Below are 16,979 nucleotides of genomic sequence, written 5' to 3'. Positions count from 1 at the left end.
ACCATGTCGTTTGCAGGCCTTTCCTGGCGACGTCTTGCGTTTATCCTGCTGATCGCCTGGGGCGCCTATCACCACTGGCAGCAACGTGCCGAGCAGCATGGGCCGGGCGTCATCGCTGCCGACAGTCCGCAACAGCAGAGCATCTCTCACCCAAGCTCCTTTCTGCTTAACAACTACACCATTACCCCATTGGCAGACTTCAGCCTGCAAGCCCGCGTACTCTCCACCCAGCGTTACCAGCTGGATCGCGCGGCGCAACTGGCACCCGTAGATCTGGCGCTTGGCTGGGGCCGAATGTCCGATGAGACAGTGTTATCCCAGATCAGCATCAGCCAGAGCGGTCGCTTCTATTTCTGGCGCGTTGAGCAGTTTCCCATCCCGCGCGAAGAAATCCAAAGCCATAGCGCGAACATGCACATGGTGCCTGCCGACGACACCATTGCCCAGCAACTGAAATCCATACGAGTGGGGCAGCGCGTGAATATTCAGGGCCAGCTGATTGAAGCCAAAGGCGCCGATGGCTGGACCTGGCGCAGCTCCCTCACCCGCACCGATACTGGCAATGGTGCATGCGAACTGGTGCTGGTGAAGTCACTGGCCGTGGAATGAAAATTTATACAATTGACGCGTTTTATGGCTGAGGAGGCTCAGCCATTCAAGGGTTAGCAGAGGCCTTATTTCGCTTTCCGGGGATCATCCTTGGCATCAATATAGGTGATATCCCATGGACCTGTGGCAATCAACTCGACTTCAGTTTCTTCGTCTTCTGTCCACACGTAATGAGCATGATTCGTTGGTAATACAAAACTATCCCCAACATGCAATATTTCTCCATGTTGCTTATTAAGTTTGTTTCCCATCCCATTCCCAAGTTTGCCTTTGAGCACAGTAATGACTTCAGTAAAAGGATGCGTATGGGCAGGAATGGGATAATGAGCAGGGAATTTCAATCGGACTATAAACACGCCGGCTTTGGTAGGATCACCAACCAATAGTGCGCTTTTTGCACCTTTAGGAAGGATAGGCTCATCTTTCCACTGAAGACTGGCCGATCGAAAAGACTCCATCTTTTCTGCATGCATGCGTTCAATTGAATCTTCGGCATTCACTATACCCGTTAGACATAGACCAATAATTAACCATACTGCCTTCATGAGGAACTCCTTCATATAAAAATGGATTGATAATGCACGCACCACTTAATAAAATATACTAAATAGTACATTTACATACTAAACAGTATACTTTTATTTTGCTAGGAAATTTATTACCCTTATGAGTATCCATCAGTTAACCCTCTGATTAAATTAATAAGTATTCATGTTAAAAATCGACAGCACGAGTCTTTTTCATATGATAGAGAGCAGTGCGACCTCTCCTTATGCCAAGTTACTATGCGTATATTCATGCATGGAGGCATGGCTAAACTCCCCTGGTATGCGTGAGAACATCGCTGACGCAGTTACTCCAGATCGTGCTTTGGCAGACTGGTGTCCCGAGCTCGCGCCCTATCTTCTTGCATTAGCCTCTCAGGCGAAAATTGGGGCTCCCGCCAGATATGTGAAACAGACGCTGATACTATTGCAAGGTGCAATTGCAGAAGATCTCAGAAATCCTGGTTCAGGGGCATTTCTTAAAGCACGCGAGGCAACGCAATCCATCATGCAAACATATAAGCTACAGCCCTCCCGTACTGGAGTTCTGTCAGTTCAGAGTGTCGTATTCCCAGCCGGGATACTTTGCCTCATGCTGAGCTTGACCCCAGCCCCAGCCTTACTTCCTGTCACGCAGCAAGAGCCGATAGCGCCAATCTTGATTGAACCAGAACATCATCCAACGATGAGTCCTGGCCTCATGGGACGTACGATCGCCCTTAAGGAAAAATTGGATGCAGGCTCTTGCCCTGCACCGCAGTTGATCAACATGCCGCCAGATCGTGTGAATGGCTATATCAATGTGATAAACGCAAATTTTTCTGACCGATCCAAATTTGAAAGTGAAAAATTGAATGCTTTCCTGAACTGGTATGACAATTACATGGCCAGGGAATGTAAAGTGGAGAACAACCAAAAAATTGTTTTAGGAATGACCCAATAATGTCAGCCCGCATGCGCCAATACATACTGGACGTGGCCAGTGATTTGTTTTCCCGTCAGGGGATCAATTCAACCAGCGTAGACAAGATCGTGGCCCAGGCCCAGATTGCCAAAGTGACTTTATACAAGTACTTCACTTCAAAAGAGCTTTTGATTATTGAATACCTGCGTGATCACAACACAAAACTTTGGAAGCGGATTGAAGAAATTCCTCAGCAGAAAAATGCGTTAGCTGACCTTCAAAGCTTTGTTAATTCGATGTTGGAAATGATGGCTGAAAAAGATTTCAGGGGGTTTGCATCTATCAATGCTTCCGTTGAGTTCCCTGAGATTGAAAGCATCGTTCATCAGACCTCAAAAGAATTTTCCCGTGATCTGAGAGCAAAGCTTTCGGATATGGCTAATAAAGCAGGATTGAAGAACTCCGAAGCCTTGGCCATGCAATTACAGCTCATCATTGAAGGTACTTCGATTTCCGACATCTCGGAAGGGAGCAAAGGTACCATTCGGCAGGCAAAAGAGATGGCGAAAATTTTGATCCTATCATCGAGCTGATGATAGTCCGTGAGTGCATGTTTAATGGATGTTACCGCTATGGAAGCGTTGCAGCCTACCTCAGGAAACGCCTCACCAGATCGCACACCTTCTGCACGGCCCCGCCAGCACTGCGGCTGAACTCAATCGCCGCCCACCCCATGGCCTGCCTGGCCTCAGCATCGCCCAGCAAGCGCTGCATGGCCTTGGCCAGTTCTCCGGAGTCGCGCACGCGCCAGGCGGCACGGTCCGCAATCGCAAACTCAGCGGCGGCTTCAAAATTAAAGGTATGTGGTCCGACCAGCACCGGCTTGCCCATGGCGCAGGCCTCAATCAGATTCTGCCCGCCGTAGGGCAGCAAACTGCCACCGATAAACGCCAGATCGCAAGCCGCATAGTAGGTAAACATTTCCCCCATGCTGTCGCCGAGGATCACTTCAACATTCAGGGCTGCGGCCTCTTCCGCGGTGACATGCGCCAGCCGTGAGCGCTGCAGGTAGGAAAACCCGCGTTTTTTCAGCAACTGGCCGACTTCCGTAAACCGTTGAGGGTGGCGTGGCACCAGTATGGTCAACAGCTGCGGCACATCGGCCGCGCGTATGGCATCCAGAATCTGCTCTTCTTCGCCTTCGCGCGTGCTGGCCGCCAGAAACACCGGACGATTGCGCCCGACCAGCTCGCCCAGCCGCTCGCGCAGCGCGGTTCCCAGCGCATCTGCATCAGCAGGGGGTTCTACATCAAACTTGAGATTGCCGCATATGCTGACATTCTGCGCCCCCAGTGATTGCAGGCGCTGCTTGTCCTGCTCGGTCTGGGCGGCAATGGCACTCAGGCGGGCCAGGCCTTGCTCGGTGAGCCTGGCCACCTTGCCATAGCCATGGGCGGATTTGGCCGACATGCGGGCATTGACCAGCAACAGCGGAATCTGGCGTGCATGGCAGGCTGCAATAAGGTTGAACCACAACTCGGTTTCCAGGATCAAGCCTATCTCGGGCTTGAAATGGCGCAGGAAACGGGCAACCGCTCCCGGCGTATCGTAAGGCAGGTAAACGCGGTCTACCTTGTCGCCAAACAGCTGCTCGCTGGTGACGCGGCCGGTAGGGGTCGTATGAGTGAACAGGATGCGGTGACGTGGATAGCGTGCCTGCAAGGCCAGCACCAGCGGCGCCGCAGCACGGGTCTCGCCCACCGATACGCAGTGCAGCCAGATCACGGGTTGCGCCGGCACACCGCCATAAAAACCGAAACGCTCGCCCCAATGGTGCAGATACTCTGGCTGGCGCCGCAAGCCACGCCACAACAGCTTGATGGGGGCAAATGGCAACAAGCCATACAGCAATAGGGTATAGAGGAAACGAGGCATAAGGCTATTTTCGCACATATCCATCCTGCGTTTCATCCTGGATGACTTGGACATGTGTTACCGCCCCTCTATCGGGCGAAATCAGGCATGCAGCAATGGCTGAAAAGGTCAATATCACGAACAAAAATTTATTTTTCCGCTCGTTAGCAAGGGCTCACCTTTACGCTAACGCCTGCCCGCTGGCGTCTTGTCATTTGATGCACAAAAGCAGGCACTGAAATGGCGCGGATGCACCGAAAAATCTGCTTGACCATCACAAGGAAATGACATAATTTTGCACAAAAGCACAATATATTGTGGTCTTGCCTTAAATCAGACCTAGAAGGCCAGGCCTAAAATAACCAGCTTGATTAACCCATCAAGCATCGCCACAAGGAAGGATCCCCATGCTAAAAGCTGTGAAAGCTTCAGACAACGCCACGCAAGAAGTCCCCATGCAACCTGTTTCACTCGACATCTGGGACAAGAAATATCGCCTGAAGACCAAGCAAGGCGATCATATCGATGCGGACATGGACGACACCTACAAGCGTGTTGCCCGTGCATTGGCAGATGCTGAAGAAACCGATGCCAAGCGCAGCTTCTGGTATGAGCGTTTTCTGTGGGCACTGCGTCGCGGTGCCATCCCCGCCGGCCGTATTACCTCTAACGCTGGTGCGCAAGAGCACAAGCCCGCTACCAGCACCATCAACTGCACCGTGTCCGGCATTATTGAAGACAGCATGGACGGCATTCTGGAAAAAGTGCACGAAGCTGGCCTGACGCTGAAGGCTGGTTGCGGCATTGGCTATGAATTCTCCACGCTGCGCCCCAAGGGTGCATTCGTGGCCGGTGCTGGCGCTTACACCAGCGGCCCGCTGTCGTTCATGGATATCTACGACAAGATGTGCTTCACCGTTTCAAGCGCTGGCGGACGCCGTGGCGCGCAAATGGCGACCTTTGATATTTCGCATCCGGATGTCACTGACTTCATCAAGGCCAAGCGCGAAGCTGGTCGCCTGCGCCAGTTCAATCTGTCGACCCTGATCACCAAGGAATTCATGGAAGCGGTAAAGGCGGATGCCGAGTGGAAGCTCGCATTTCCTGTCACCGAAAAAGAAGCCAATCAGGACAGCCTGAATCTGGAAGATCCTACCCAGGTGGTATGGCGTGAATGGCCCGTCAAGAACAAGTACCTGACCCGCGAATCTGACGGCAAAGTTGCTTGCCGCGTGTACAAGACCATCAAGGCGCAACGTCTGTGGGATGTGATCATGTCCTCCACCTACGACTTCGCCGAGCCAGGTTTCATCCTGATCGACCGCGTCAATGAAATGAACAACAACTGGTTCTGCGAAAACATTCGCGCGACCAACCCCTGCGGTGAGCAACCACTGCCACCTTACGGCGCCTGCCTGCTGGGCTCGGTCAACCTGACCAAGTTCGTGCGTGAGCCTTTCACGGACAAAGCCTGGTTTGACTGGGAAGAGTATCGTGAAGTGGTCGCGACCTTCACCCGCATGCTGGACAACGTGGTGGAAGTCAACGGCCTGCCACTGCCACAACAGCAAGCTGAAATCATGCGCAAGCGCCGCCACGGCATGGGCTACCTGGGCCTGGGCTCTACCCTGACCATGCTGAAAATGAAATACGGCGATGATGCATCGCTCACCTTTACCGAAGAAGTGACCAAGATCATGGCCGAAGTGGGCTGGCAAGTCGGTGTGGAACTGGCCGAAGAAAAAGGCCCGGCACCGATCATGGACGAAGAGTTCGTGGTCACCGCCGACCTATTGGCAAAACGTCCGGAAATGGTCAAGGACGGCATCAAGCTGGGCGACAAGGTCAAAGGCAAGGTATTGATGGGCCTTTACAGCCGCTACATGCAGCAGTTCCCCGACAAGCTGCGCAAGCAGATCGCCAAGAATGGCGTGCGCTTTACGCACCACAGCTCGATTGCGCCAACCGGCACCATCTCGCTCAGTCTGGCTAACAACGCCAGTAACGGCATTGAGCCATCCTTCGCTCACCACTATGCCCGCAACGTGATCCGCGAAGGCAAGAAGTCCAAGGAAAAGGTCGACGTATTCTCGTATGAACTGCTGGCCTACCGCGAGCTGATCAATGCCAGCGCCATGCCTTTCTCGGATAAACCCGAAGAGCAGTTGCCGGAATACTTCATGGACTCCTCCACCATCAGTGCCAAGGCACACGTGGACATCCAGGCCGCCGCCCAGAAGTGGATCGACAGCTCCATCTCCAAAACCATCAACGTCCCTACGGACTACGACTTTGGCGATTTCAAGGACATCTACCTCTACGCCTACGAAAAAGGTCTGAAGGGCTGCACCACCTTCCGCTTCAACCCGGAAGCCTTCCAGGGCGTGCTGGTCACCGAAAAAGACCTCGAAAACACCACGTACAAATTCACGCTGGATGACGGCTCGGTAGTCGAAGTCAAAGGCAATGAAGAAATCGAATACGACGGTGAAATCCACTCAGCAGCCAATCTGTATGACGCGCTGAAAGAGGGTTACTACGGCAAGTTTTAATCGTAGCGCGTGAAGCGCTACGGTATGGGCACGGGATATCGATCCCTGCCCGACTGACAGGAGAACAATATGGCTATCAAAATAGAAAAAAAGATCACCGGCTACAGCGTAGTCACCGAAGAAGACAAGGCCAAGGAAGCCGCAGCCGCCGCTCAGCAAGAAGCGCATGAGCAGCAAGCCGCCCAGAAAATGGCCCAGATCGTGCAACTCGGCGAGCCGCTCAGCCGTCCGGAAATGCTGGTAGGCAACACCTACAAGATCAAGACCCCGGTCACCGAGCACGCGCTCTACATCACGATTAACGACGTGATCATGAACGAAGGCACCCCACAGGAACACCGTCGCCCATTCGAAGTCTTCATCAACTCCAAAAACATGGAGCACTTCCAGTGGATCGTCGCCCTCACCCGCGTGATGTCCGCCGTGTTCCGCAAGGGCGGCGACGTGACTTTCCTGGTTGAAGAGCTACGCAGCGTGTTTGAACCCAGCGGCGGCTACTTCAAAAAAGGCGGCAAATTCATCCCCAGCCTGGTGGCTGAAATCGGCGAAGTGCTGGAGCAACACTTCTACCAGATCGGCATGCTGAAAAAACCCGGCCTGGACGAGCACCAGAAAAAACTGATCGAGGAAAAGAAAGCCGAATACCTCGAAAAACACGCTAACGAGCCAAAGAACGAAGAAGGCTTTCCACCTGGTGCGCAGCTCTGCAACAAATGCAACACCAAAGCCGCCATCGTCATGGATGGTTGCCTGACCTGCCTCAATTGCGGGGATAGCAAGTGCGGTTAATGTGATGTGAAAAAGCCCGCGAAAGCGGGCTTTTTTATCGTGCATATTCCGGAAATCATAAACTGCAAAATTGCATGGTAGATACAATATCTTGTGAAAGATAACCCGCCAGGTGGATAAAACATACCTATATGTTTGAGGAACACGAGCTAAAAAACAGTCGTGTATGCCAAGCAGGACTAATGTCAGCAAGCTTGGCGACTTCTGGTTTATAAATTCTATGAACTTAGAAAATCGTAGCCTAACAGGTCAGAAGTAATTTTCCGTACGGTGTTGCGCATATGTTGCAGACATTCATGAAGTTGAGCTTCATTGCGCCAGCCAGTGATGTAAGTTGTGCCGATGCCAGCAATTGGATATCCACTGTCGTCACAAATTGCCATGCCTACCCCACTAGTAGTGCGATCCAAAACAATCCCATCATAGGTGCTATACCCATTTTGGATAGCCTCATCCACGGCGGCGTAAAATCCCGTCTCATCAAAACCTTCAATGCGGTGGTAGCGACTTAAATTGGTTTGGATGATATGTTTGATATCTGCCGCGGGCAATTTGGCAAGGATGGCCATGCAGCTGGGACTTAAGCCTAAGGGACCAAGCAAGCCCACATGCCCCTTTCCGACCTGTATCAGCGAAGTACTTTCGTAACGGCCTATGCAGACCATGTCCATACCCGAACGAACCCCCAGGTACACTACCTGACTCAGCTCTTCTGCCAATTGACTTAAGTGCTTTGCTGCTATGCGCTCTATGGGGTTTCGGCTAATGGCACAATAACCAAGCGCTGCAAGATTGACGCCAATATTGAAGCGCGCCGTGGTGGGATCACGTACCACCCAACCAAGTTCTATTAGCATATCCAGAACTCTGTGGATAGTTGGACGAGGCAATGCGGTCTTGGCTACCAAGTCGGTGAGCAGGCTGCCGCGACGAGAGCCTTGGGCAATTGCCCGAAGCAAAATCGCGGCACGATTCAGACTGCCAGGTGGCAGGTCTTGCGGTAACGCTACCTCTGGCTTGGCAGACGGATTAGACATGCGGCGATTATCCATCTATTGGATGGCAATATCCAGCACCGGTACAGGTAGCCAAACCATTCCACTATCTAGCGAATTTCCTGCCGTTTAATCCCTTTGCGTGCGATAAATAGTCTCAATGCGCTGCAGCGCTCATGACTCTCTGCTCCGTGGCGTCTGCGATATCCATGATCGCCGTTATCCGTCCCTCCCGCATAACCACAATGCAATCGGCTAACCTGAAGACTTCAGGCAAGTAGGAGGACACCACAATCACTGTACTTCCTTGTTCGGCAAGTTCATCGATAACTTGATGTAACAATACGATTGCGCCTACATCCACGCCATGAGTGGGCTCATCCAACAAGATGACCTCAGGATGCTGCAACATCGCTCGCGCCACCGTTACCTTCTGCTGGTTGCCCCCGGAATATAAGCTTAGAGGCTTGCCAGACTGCAAACCGGCAATCGCCAGTCGGGCGCTCCACTCACGGGCCAACTGCTCTGCTTGCGTACGTGAATACCAGAAGCGCCATCCGGTCGGCGTCGCCAGTTGCGCCAGATATAAATTGGCAGCGACATCCATTGTGTTGAACAGACCATCGATATTGCGATTTTCAGTCACATAGACCACACCGTCGGCGATGGCCTGCCTGGGCGTGCGATAGCGCACCTCCCTGTCGTCACGCAGCATCTGGCCACGATAAATGCTATTAGATTTCAAGCTGCCCGCCACCAGCCTGGCCAGTAGCGTACGACCGGAACCCACCAATCCGGCCAATGCCGTCACCTTGCCGGGAAGGAACGTCACAGTGATATCTTTCAACGTAGGCTCCAGCGTCACCCCACGCAATTGCAGCCCAACCGGATTGCTGCCTGAAGTGCCAGCAATATGCGGATCGCTACGAGGCCCTGTCGGCAGTTCACGCCCTACCATCAAGTGCACCATGCTTTCGCGATCCAGCGTATGTGATAGAAGGCCTGCGGCGACACAAACACCGTCGCGCAGAACGCTGATGCGATCTGCAGATGCCAGCGCCTCTTCCAGCGCATGGGTAATGAATATGATGGCCACCCCCTGTGCTTTGAGTGTTTGCAGCAATGCCAGGAATCGCTCAATCTCCGGCGGGGTGAGACTGGCGGTAGGTTCGTCAAAAATAAGCAGTTTGGCCTTTCGATTGATGGCACGCGCAATCTCCACAAGCTGGCATTGCGCAAGGCTCAGTTCGCCGGCCTCAGTGCCAGGATCAATATCCAGACCCACCTGGAGCAGCAACTCCCTGGCAGCATAATGGCTGTGCGTGCCCCAATCGAACCAGGGCTCGTCACCCAGACGCAGGTTCTGCGCCACACTCATGCTGGAAATCAGGCTGCTTTCCTGATAGACCATGGCGATTCCTGCACGTAATCCGTCTTCGGGGGAGTGCAATACCAGCGGCTGGCCGTTCAGTTCCAGCTGGCCTGCAGTGGGAGAAATTGCCCCCGCGATGATCTTGCACAGCGTACTCTTACCAGCCCCGTTTTCGCCAATCAGGGCATGGATCTCAGCGCTATTGATAGCCAGGCTTATCTCACGCAATGCGTAACTGGCACCGTAGGTCTTGCTTAACCCCGTCACGTTTAGCAAGGTCGATGCTTGAGCCACGGCTGTTGTTGCAGACTGAACTGCGGGTGGAATTCCGTAGGCGTGCCCTTCATGCGACTGTCCATGCCGCGCCTTTAGCGTCCGCCCAGACAAGGCGACTGCGCCCAGCAGTATCGCCCCGGTAACTGCCGAGGACATGCTGCCGGACATATCCATACGCAGCAAACCATTCATCACCAGGAACAGCAGCAACGCTCCCAGCAGTGCTCGCAAGACGCTGCCGCGCCCTCCGCTGAGGCTGATACCGCCCAATACCACTGCAGCGATAGCGGCAAGCTCCATGCCGCTGCCTGTGTCTGATCCGGCACTGTTCTGACGAGAGGCATACAGCAATCCGGCTATCGCAGAGATGGTGCCACTCGCTACATAAGCGAGGCATAGACTGCGGTTGATAGCGATACCTGCATAACGGGCTGCCTTGCGGCTGGCCCCAACGGCACGGATATGGTTACCGCTGCGTGTATGCGTCATGAATACATGTGCAAGTATTGCGACCGCTATCAAAACCCACATGCTTAGGGGCAAACCCAGAAAATTACCGCTGCCCAGCAATTCCCAGCCCGCGCTGTCATGCATTGCCTCTGCTAGCTGCACGGCATGGCTATCTGCTGCCAGGTCGTAACCGGCGCGCAAGATCAATAGCGTCGACAGCGTAGTCAGGAAAGGACGGGTGCGCATATAGCCGACAAGCACGCCATTGAACATGCCAATCAGCAAGCCGCTTAGAGCGGTGAGCACGATCGTCACTGCCAGTGGGCAGGCATGCACCTTGAACAGGTATAAGGCAACAAAATTGGCAATGGCGAAGGTGGCGCCTATCGAGAGGTCTATCCCTCCTGAGAGCACCACGATGGTCAAAGCCAGAGCGATCAAGCCAGGCTCGGCGAAATCGCGCATGAGCTGCTGCAGATTCACGCTGCTCAGATAGTCGGGGACGGTATAGGCGAAGCCTGCGAACAGCAATACCACCGCGACCGGCAGTAAGGCTGCTTCTAGTACACGTCGAAAGCGTTGCCGTGTACTAGATACCATGCATATTGCCACTAGCCGCCATTAACAAAACACTCCCAGCCTGGTTACGGTCATCCTGCCCGCCTCACTTGGGGAGGTCGTAGCAATAGTTGCGCTCGTTCTTGCCGCTGACCCAGTAGTTATTGGACAGCAGCGTAATGCGCTTGCTACCCGGTTTATTACCGCTCTGCAGCAGGCTCAATACGGCATTGGATATCTGTTCCCCCTGCACGTCGGCACGAAACGATAATATCTTGTGGAACAGCTTCTGTTCCACAAGGTCGCAATCCGCACGCGGACCGTCGCTGGAAGCGTATACCTTGACCTTGCCCTGTAGCCCTGCCGTCTTGACTGCCTGTGCCGCACCCTGCTGCATGGTGCCCCAGAACCCATAAGTAGCACACAGATCCGGATGCTGCTGCAGGGTGGTCGCAGTCAATGCATTGGCCTTGCTGCTATCCCATTTGGCCGCCTGTGTGGAGACTACTTTGATAGATTTATCCTTGTTGAATACCTCCATGGCGCCTTTCATCTGGTCTATGCTGTCGGTGGCGGTTACCTCACCCTGCACCAGCGCCACTTTTCCTGAACTCTTGCCACCCCCGCACTCTGCCACGATATCGGTAGCTATCTGCCTGCCTACATCGACATAATCCACCCCGACATAGGCATCAGACGCCTGGTTGGACAGCAGATTGACCTGTATCACGTATATGCCGTTATCCATGGCGCGCCTTAACTCCTTGGTCAGCAGGGATACATTGGCATTCTGCACAATAAGTACGTCAGGTTTCTGGTTGATTAGGCTGGTAACCGCCTGCAGTTGCGCACTGCTGCTGAAATTGGGATCGCGCACAAGGAACTTGATACCATACTTGGCGAAGTTCTCGCGCATAACGGCAGTCCACATATCGCCTATGGGATTTCCTAGCGTGATGGGCACCCAGGCGACAGTCTTGCCTTTTACCTCCTGGTCGAAATCCAGGCGCATCTGTGCGCGTGGGTTGTTGTCCGCCATGACCATCGGGCTGGCGGTTGCACCTATGGCCAGAGCCAGTACCGATATGCCTGTTTTTATTGTCATTTTTATTGTCGCGTTCATTTTGAGTCCTCAGCTTTTCTGATTAAACACTTTGCCTGGCATCTTCCTCGTCGTACGGGTGGAGCCAGTGATCCACCATAATGACCGTCAGCAATACGCCACCCTTGATGATATTCTGCAGTTGCGCATTGACATCCATCAGCGTCATTCCGTTGAGCAGCACACCTATCAGCAGCAGGCCGGCCAGGACGCTGGCTACCCCTCCACGTGCGCCAGCAAGGCTGCCTCCGCCAATGACCACCACCAGGATAACGTCGAAGATCATGGTGGAATTGACTGTCTTAAGATCCACCATCGCCGTCGTGGATACCATCAGGAGACCGGCCACGAACCCCAACAACGCGCACAGTACATATTGGGTAATCACGATGGCGGTGACCGGCATGCCAGAGAGCCTGGCGGTCTCGGCATTGTCCCCATAGGCATAGATGAAGCGGCCCATCGTTGTTGCATGCAGGAATAGATGCGTCAGCAGTGCACACGCGCCGAATACCATGACCGGGATAGGCACGCCATGCCAGTTCTGCCCCACCGCAACCAGGCCCGTTTGCTGCGATGGCAGGTTAATGATCATGGAAGGCAGGATACTGACGCGGGCCAGCCCGACAAACACGAAGACGCTGGTCAGGGTAGTGAATAGCGGAGGGATCGCCAGTGCATGGATCAGCGCCGCATTGATCGAACCCATCGCCATCGCTGCCACCAATCCGGCCAGCAGTGCAAGCGGCAGAGTCATGCCGGCCACCAGCAGCTTGACGGAAATGGCGGCCGACACCATACCGATGGCAATCTGCGACAAGTCGATGCCACGACCAATGATGACGATGATCATGCCAAGGGCAAACACACCCAATATCGCCATGCTACGCATCAGCGCTATGGCATTGCCCCAACTGGCATAGCCATCGAGACTAAGGCTGAAAGAGAGTGCCAGAATCACCGCGATCAGCACTACCAAGCTTTCCTGCTTAAATGATCCTAAGATATGCATGTCAGTATGGATAGCATGTCGATTAGCGACCCAGCTGATTGTCCTCTATGAAGGTGGTCTTATTGTAGCGCACACCGTCAGTGCGTACAGGCGGCCACGGGTCACTGGGCTTGCTGGTCAGATAGCTGACCACTTCGGCAATACTTCTGGCCTGCCGCAAATCCACCCAGGCCTTTTTAAATAAATGAAAACTGATAGTGACAGGATTATTGCTGCGTATCGGCTCTACCAGACCGTATTCAATCTTGATATCGTCGCGCTCCGGCATATAGGTTCCGAATATCCTGTCAAAAATCACGGTAAGCGCACCGAAATTGGCACCCTCCTTTTCGCCGATGTATTCCGGGTTTCGCGCATGGTGTACACGATGTGCCGATGGCGTGCTCAATATTCCTTCCAGCGGGCCCAGCTTTCCTATCCAGGTGGAATGATTCCATAAAGCAATAGCCCCACCTATGGCGGCCGCGCCGAGGATGGTGATGGGGTCGAATCCAAGCAGGCTCAAGGGGATGACATGGAACAGCATTGCACCCATGAGTATCTCCCCTACCGAGACACGGAAAGCGACCGATAGATTGAGATGATTCGCCGAATGATGTACTTGATGGCTGATCCAGAACCAGCGTGTCTGGTGTGCGAATCTATGCCTGAAATAAAAGCCGAACTCATACCCGATAAATAACAATAGATAGGATATTGCTCCATAGTTGGATAAGTCCACAACCGGATGCCTGCTCAACCAGTAGCCCACAGGCACAGTGACTAGCAGAGGAATGGACTGCGAGAACACACGTACAATCTTCAGCGAAAAAGAACATGCCGCCCCAGCGAGGTCATACTCCTGTTTCAAAACATATTTGAGTACTACCGCCTCCACTACCGCGAGTGAGAAGATGATCCATGTGACATATACAGATATATGTGCAAGCGTGCGTAAGCTTTCTTGAATTTCAGTCATAACGTCTACCTTATAAATACCGCAGCCATGTAATGTCTTACCCGTTCCCTGCAAGCCTATCGCTCAGGCTTGCCCCTGACTCACCATATATTCGTATTCCTCCGGCGTGATGGTACCGCCCAGGCTTTGTGCAATATGCTGGTCGCGCGATGGCAACGCTTCCTGCAACCCATCTATGCGCTTCCACTGGGGTAGCGGCGTGCTCTTTCCTTGCACAGGCACATAGCGCGAATCGGCAAGTTTCTGGTATTGATGGATATAGCGCGAACAGTTAACAAATATTTCCAGCACCTTGACTCTTACCACCAGTTCGGCTCCGGCGAATTGCGCCAGCAATGGATCATCGCGACTGACGCTGGCGTTACCGTGGATACGTATGCGATGCGGTGTCTCGATGTCCACCAGCAGCATGCCAACCTTGCTATTCAGGCTGATATTGCCCATGGACAGGAACATGCCGTTGCCGTCGTAGCTTGGAAAAGCCAGGGTATTCTGATCAAGCGCTTTGATGAAGCCGGCATGCCCGCCCTTGTACGAGCAGGTGGGATATCCTCGATGATCGATGGTGCTCAGGAAGAACATGTCGCGGCTTTCTATGAAGTCCTTGTGCCTGGCGTCTATCTCATGGCTGACAATGTTGTTATGAACAGCATTGGCAAGTTTCACTGTCTCGAATTGCTGCTGAAATGCACGATGCTGTTTGCCATAAAACTCATCCACGATGATTCCCCTTTTCAAGCCTGGTCATATTGAAAGGCCAGCGCATGGGCCTGAAAAAGCCAGGGCCGGCTTGTCCCAGATAAACTCCGGTTAGCCCCATCCCAAGAGCGATGCCGTGGTAAAGATGGAATGACTCCCCCAGCGTCAGGACGGCACAAAGCGCTCCCAGCGCCGGCACCAGGCATGGGAAGAGACTTGCGCGTGACGGGCCAATCAAGTCCACGCCTCGCATATAGGCAAGCTGGGCCGTCAATGTCGGCCCGAACGCCACAAACAGCAGCACCCACCACCCAGTAACACTGGGCCAGTAGGCATAGCCTGCAGCTATCTCACCGATTGCCAGCGGCAATGCCGAGGCCAATGCCGACAATGACAGTCCGAAAAAAAACTGAAGCGCAGGAATGGAGGGTCTGCTTCTCAGCGATAAGGTATATCCCGCGTAGAGGATGCAGGCAGCGATGATCGCTATATCGCCGATATTGAAATTCATGGTGGCCAGTGTCTGCATGTCGCCGCGGGTGGCGATTAACACCATGCCAGCCAGAGCCAGCAGCATGCCTGCGAGCCTCCATCCAGTCACTTCCTCTTTATAGAACAACAAAGCGCCCAGCATCACCATGGGCGGCATCGAGGTCTGCAACAAGGTGATGTTGACTGCAGTGGTCTTGTAGGCAGCAAGATAAAACAGGGCACTGAAGCCGGTGAATCCGGCGAAGCCCATCCAGATAAACCTTCGCCATGACATTCGCATCATCGGCAGGATTTTTCCAAGGGTACCGTGCATGCAGGCAAACAGGATGGAACATACGATCAGCCACCTGAGCAATACCAGGCACATAGGCGAAATATTGCCCGCGGCGAGCCTGGCAGCTACCGCGTTACAACCCCATATGCTCGCGGTATACATCAAGAGAACAATCGGGCTGTGCCATAGCCATTTTGCAAAATTAGAGGCTATCCTGATCATCGCTGGTATTGGCTGGTAGCAATCGATTGACGCACAGGCGTATCTTGCCCACCTGTCGGATGCTGGCGCAAAACCCGATGCAGATGCCTGGAGATTGTGCGTGAGGCAAACCCAGCCCCGAGAGCGAATCGCATCACTGGGCCAAAAGTATTCGCAGTGGACGGGCCGGCAAAATAAAGACCGGGCACCGAAGATTCGAAATTGGCCGATAACCTGGGGGTCTTATCTATCAGCTGGATTGCCAGCTCGATTTCCGGAGCGAGGAAACGGATAGTGTTGACCTGCGCCTTGTATCCGGTAGCGGCGATCACATGCTCGACCTGGATGCTGTGCTGTTCGCCTTTAACATCGATAAACTGCAACTCGGCTTTGCCTTGCACAGATTTTGCCGATAGCAGCTTATACCCGAGAAGGATGGGGATATCCTTCATACGCGGCTTGATGAACCAGCCTCCCGACGGCCCAAGAAATTCCTTGACCACCCTGACACGGAAATTCGCCGGCAGATAGCGGAACAAGCCCGGCATCGCTGCGCAAAACAGGTTTTTCCAGCCCGGGCCCAATCCGGACATGGGAGCCACTAAGCGGCTCAGCCGTGTACGTACCCGCCCCTCTTTCTGTCCGAAATTCAGTGCCTGCCGTCGCGCTACCAAGATAGGCTTGGCCTCGATCTCATGCAGCAAGACTGCCATGTCTATGGCGGAAGAGCCGCTGCCGATGACCACGACCTCCTTGCCCCTGAACTTCTCCAGGTCATGATGCTCGGCGCTGTGCGAGTAATGGCTTTTGTCCAGGCCATCCAAAGGCTGCGGCAGGTACCTGAAATAATCAATGCCCACGGCCAATATCACCTTGCGCGACAGGAACGTTGACCCATTTTCTAAAACCAGCTCGAACATATCACCCTGCTTCCGCAAGCACTGTAATTTGGTCTCTTCCAGGTTAGGAGCAAAGCGCCGCTGGAATGCCATGCCGTATTGGGTGAATAACTCCAGTGAAATAGGCAAGCCTTCATCTTCATACGGGATGTTGTTTTGCCGGCAATATTGTTTGAGCGTGAAGCTGTGTTCAGGATCAAACAAGGTCGCGGATAAGCCGGCAGACTTAAGATGCATTCCCTTGGGCATATGCGTACGCCAGGTATGCATGGGGCTGCCAATAATCCGGAAGTTCACATTCATGTGGCGCAGGTGAGCAGCGATGGAAAGGCCGTATGGTCCAGCGCCGACAATAGTGACTTCAGTGGTTGTATTCAT

At 53.5% G+C, this 16,979-nt stretch carries 15 protein-coding genes; 5 read left to right on the top strand and 10 right to left on the bottom strand.

The window, feature by feature from the left end:
* Positions 1-3: 3 nt before the first annotated feature.
* Entirely contained in the window at positions 4-609 is a 606-nt protein-coding gene (locus FNL37_RS01405; RefSeq protein ID WP_159354881.1) for a hypothetical protein, read from the top strand.
* A gap of 65 nt (positions 610-674) precedes the next feature.
* Here the strand turns inward: FNL37_RS01405 and FNL37_RS01400 are convergent, their stop codons facing one another.
* Positions 675-1,154 carry a cupin domain-containing protein gene (locus FNL37_RS01400; RefSeq protein WP_015831099.1) on the bottom strand — a complete coding sequence of 160 codons (480 nt, stop codon included), beginning with the start codon at positions 1,152-1,154 and terminating at the stop codon, positions 675-677.
* A gap of 166 nt (positions 1,155-1,320) precedes the next feature.
* Here FNL37_RS01400 and FNL37_RS01395 point away from each other — a divergent pair, with 166 nt between their 5' ends.
* Positions 1,321-2,097 (top strand): hypothetical protein, encoded by a 777-nt coding sequence (locus tag FNL37_RS01395; protein ID WP_159354880.1) that lies wholly within the window; start codon positions 1,321-1,323, stop codon positions 2,095-2,097.
* Positions 2,097-2,651, top strand: a complete 555-nt coding sequence (locus FNL37_RS01390) for a TetR/AcrR family transcriptional regulator (protein WP_015831101.1) — start codon at positions 2,097-2,099, stop codon at positions 2,649-2,651. Before FNL37_RS01395 ends, FNL37_RS01390 begins: the two co-directional genes overlap by 1 nt.
* Positions 2,652-2,706: 55 nt before the next feature.
* Here FNL37_RS01390 and waaA read toward each other — a convergent pair whose 3' ends face one another.
* On the bottom strand, positions 2,707-4,011 hold the full coding sequence (waaA, locus tag FNL37_RS01385) for a lipid IV(A) 3-deoxy-D-manno-octulosonic acid transferase (RefSeq protein WP_244948172.1): 1,305 nt from the start codon (positions 4,009-4,011) through the stop codon (positions 2,707-2,709).
* A gap of 368 nt (positions 4,012-4,379) precedes the next feature.
* On the opposite strand from waaA, the gene FNL37_RS01380 reads away from it, so the two are divergent.
* Entirely contained in the window at positions 4,380-6,524 is a 2,145-nt protein-coding gene (locus FNL37_RS01380) for an adenosylcobalamin-dependent ribonucleoside-diphosphate reductase (RefSeq protein ID WP_013443334.1), read from the top strand.
* Positions 6,525-6,593: 69 nt separating this feature from the next.
* Entirely contained in the window at positions 6,594-7,313 is a 720-nt protein-coding gene (locus FNL37_RS01375; protein ID WP_013443335.1) for a TSCPD domain-containing protein, read from the top strand.
* 218 nt (positions 7,314-7,531) lie between these two features.
* Here FNL37_RS01375 and FNL37_RS01370 read toward each other — a convergent pair whose 3' ends face one another.
* The 8 genes from FNL37_RS01370 to FNL37_RS01335 form a co-directional block, all read right to left on the bottom strand.
* Entirely contained in the window at positions 7,532-8,350 is an 819-nt protein-coding gene (locus FNL37_RS01370) for an IclR family transcriptional regulator (RefSeq protein ID WP_159354879.1), read from the bottom strand.
* A gap of 115 nt (positions 8,351-8,465) precedes the next feature.
* The gene (locus tag FNL37_RS01365) at positions 8,466-11,006 is read right to left on the bottom strand and encodes an ATP-binding cassette domain-containing protein (RefSeq protein WP_159354878.1); all 2,541 of its coding nucleotides are present in this window, start codon (positions 11,004-11,006) and stop codon (positions 8,466-8,468) included.
* Positions 11,007-11,070: 64 nt separating this feature from the next.
* A complete protein-coding gene (locus FNL37_RS01360) occupies positions 11,071-12,069 on the bottom strand; it encodes a sugar ABC transporter substrate-binding protein (RefSeq protein WP_159354877.1) in 999 nt (332 codons plus the stop codon).
* 40 nt (positions 12,070-12,109) lie between these two features.
* Positions 12,110-13,039 carry an ABC transporter permease gene (locus FNL37_RS01355; protein ID WP_244948274.1) on the bottom strand — a complete coding sequence of 310 codons (930 nt, stop codon included), beginning with the start codon at positions 13,037-13,039 and terminating at the stop codon, positions 12,110-12,112.
* A gap of 61 nt (positions 13,040-13,100) precedes the next feature.
* Positions 13,101-14,036 carry a sterol desaturase family protein gene (locus tag FNL37_RS01350; RefSeq protein ID WP_159354875.1) on the bottom strand — a complete coding sequence of 312 codons (936 nt, stop codon included), beginning with the start codon at positions 14,034-14,036 and terminating at the stop codon, positions 13,101-13,103.
* 63 nt (positions 14,037-14,099) lie between these two features.
* A complete protein-coding gene (locus FNL37_RS01345; protein WP_159354874.1) occupies positions 14,100-14,756 on the bottom strand; it encodes a pyridoxamine 5'-phosphate oxidase family protein in 657 nt (218 codons plus the stop codon).
* A complete protein-coding gene (locus tag FNL37_RS01340; protein WP_159354873.1) occupies positions 14,749-15,723 on the bottom strand; it encodes a DMT family transporter in 975 nt (324 codons plus the stop codon). The genes FNL37_RS01345 and FNL37_RS01340 overlap by 8 nt, the downstream gene beginning before the upstream one ends.
* Positions 15,720-16,979, bottom strand: a complete 1,260-nt coding sequence (locus FNL37_RS01335; protein WP_159354872.1) for an NAD(P)-binding domain-containing protein — start codon at positions 16,977-16,979, stop codon at positions 15,720-15,722. Before FNL37_RS01335 ends, FNL37_RS01340 begins: the two co-directional genes overlap by 4 nt.

The organism is Methylovorus glucosotrophus (genome assembly GCF_009858335.1).
In the GTDB taxonomy this organism is placed as follows: domain Bacteria; phylum Pseudomonadota; class Gammaproteobacteria; order Burkholderiales; family Methylophilaceae; genus Methylovorus; species Methylovorus glucosotrophus.
Note: the sequence above shows the minus strand (reverse complement) of the source record. Positions and strands in the feature narration are given on the sequence as shown.

Coding starts and splice junctions, on each gene's coding strand:
- FNL37_RS01360 (WP_159354877.1), bottom strand. CDS start 12,069: ATGACAATAAAAACAGGCATATCGGTACTGGCTCTGGCCATAGGTGCA.
- FNL37_RS01375 (WP_013443335.1), top strand. CDS start 6,594: ATGGCTATCAAAATAGAAAAAAAGATCACCGGCTACAGCGTAGTCACC.
- FNL37_RS01350 (WP_159354875.1), bottom strand. CDS start 14,036: ATGACTGAAATTCAAGAAAGCTTACGCACGCTTGCACATATATCTGTA.
- FNL37_RS01395 (WP_159354880.1), top strand. CDS start 1,321: ATGTTAAAAATCGACAGCACGAGTCTTTTTCATATGATAGAGAGCAGT.
- FNL37_RS01335 (WP_159354872.1), bottom strand. CDS start 16,979: ATGAATACAACCACTGAAGTCACTATTGTCGGCGCTGGACCATACGGC.
- FNL37_RS01405 (WP_159354881.1), top strand. CDS start 4: ATGTCGTTTGCAGGCCTTTCCTGGCGACGTCTTGCGTTTATCCTGCTG.
- FNL37_RS01340 (WP_159354873.1), bottom strand. CDS start 15,723: ATGATCAGGATAGCCTCTAATTTTGCAAAATGGCTATGGCACAGCCCG.
- FNL37_RS01365 (WP_159354878.1), bottom strand. CDS start 11,006: ATGGTATCTAGTACACGGCAACGCTTTCGACGTGTACTAGAAGCAGCC.
- waaA (WP_244948172.1), bottom strand. CDS start 4,011: ATGTGCGAAAATAGCCTTATGCCTCGTTTCCTCTATACCCTATTGCTG.
- FNL37_RS01400 (WP_015831099.1), bottom strand. CDS start 1,154: ATGAAGGCAGTATGGTTAATTATTGGTCTATGTCTAACGGGTATAGTG.
- FNL37_RS01370 (WP_159354879.1), bottom strand. CDS start 8,350: ATGTCTAATCCGTCTGCCAAGCCAGAGGTAGCGTTACCGCAAGACCTG.
- FNL37_RS01390 (WP_015831101.1), top strand. CDS start 2,097: ATGTCAGCCCGCATGCGCCAATACATACTGGACGTGGCCAGTGATTTG.
- FNL37_RS01380 (WP_013443334.1), top strand. CDS start 4,380: ATGCTAAAAGCTGTGAAAGCTTCAGACAACGCCACGCAAGAAGTCCCC.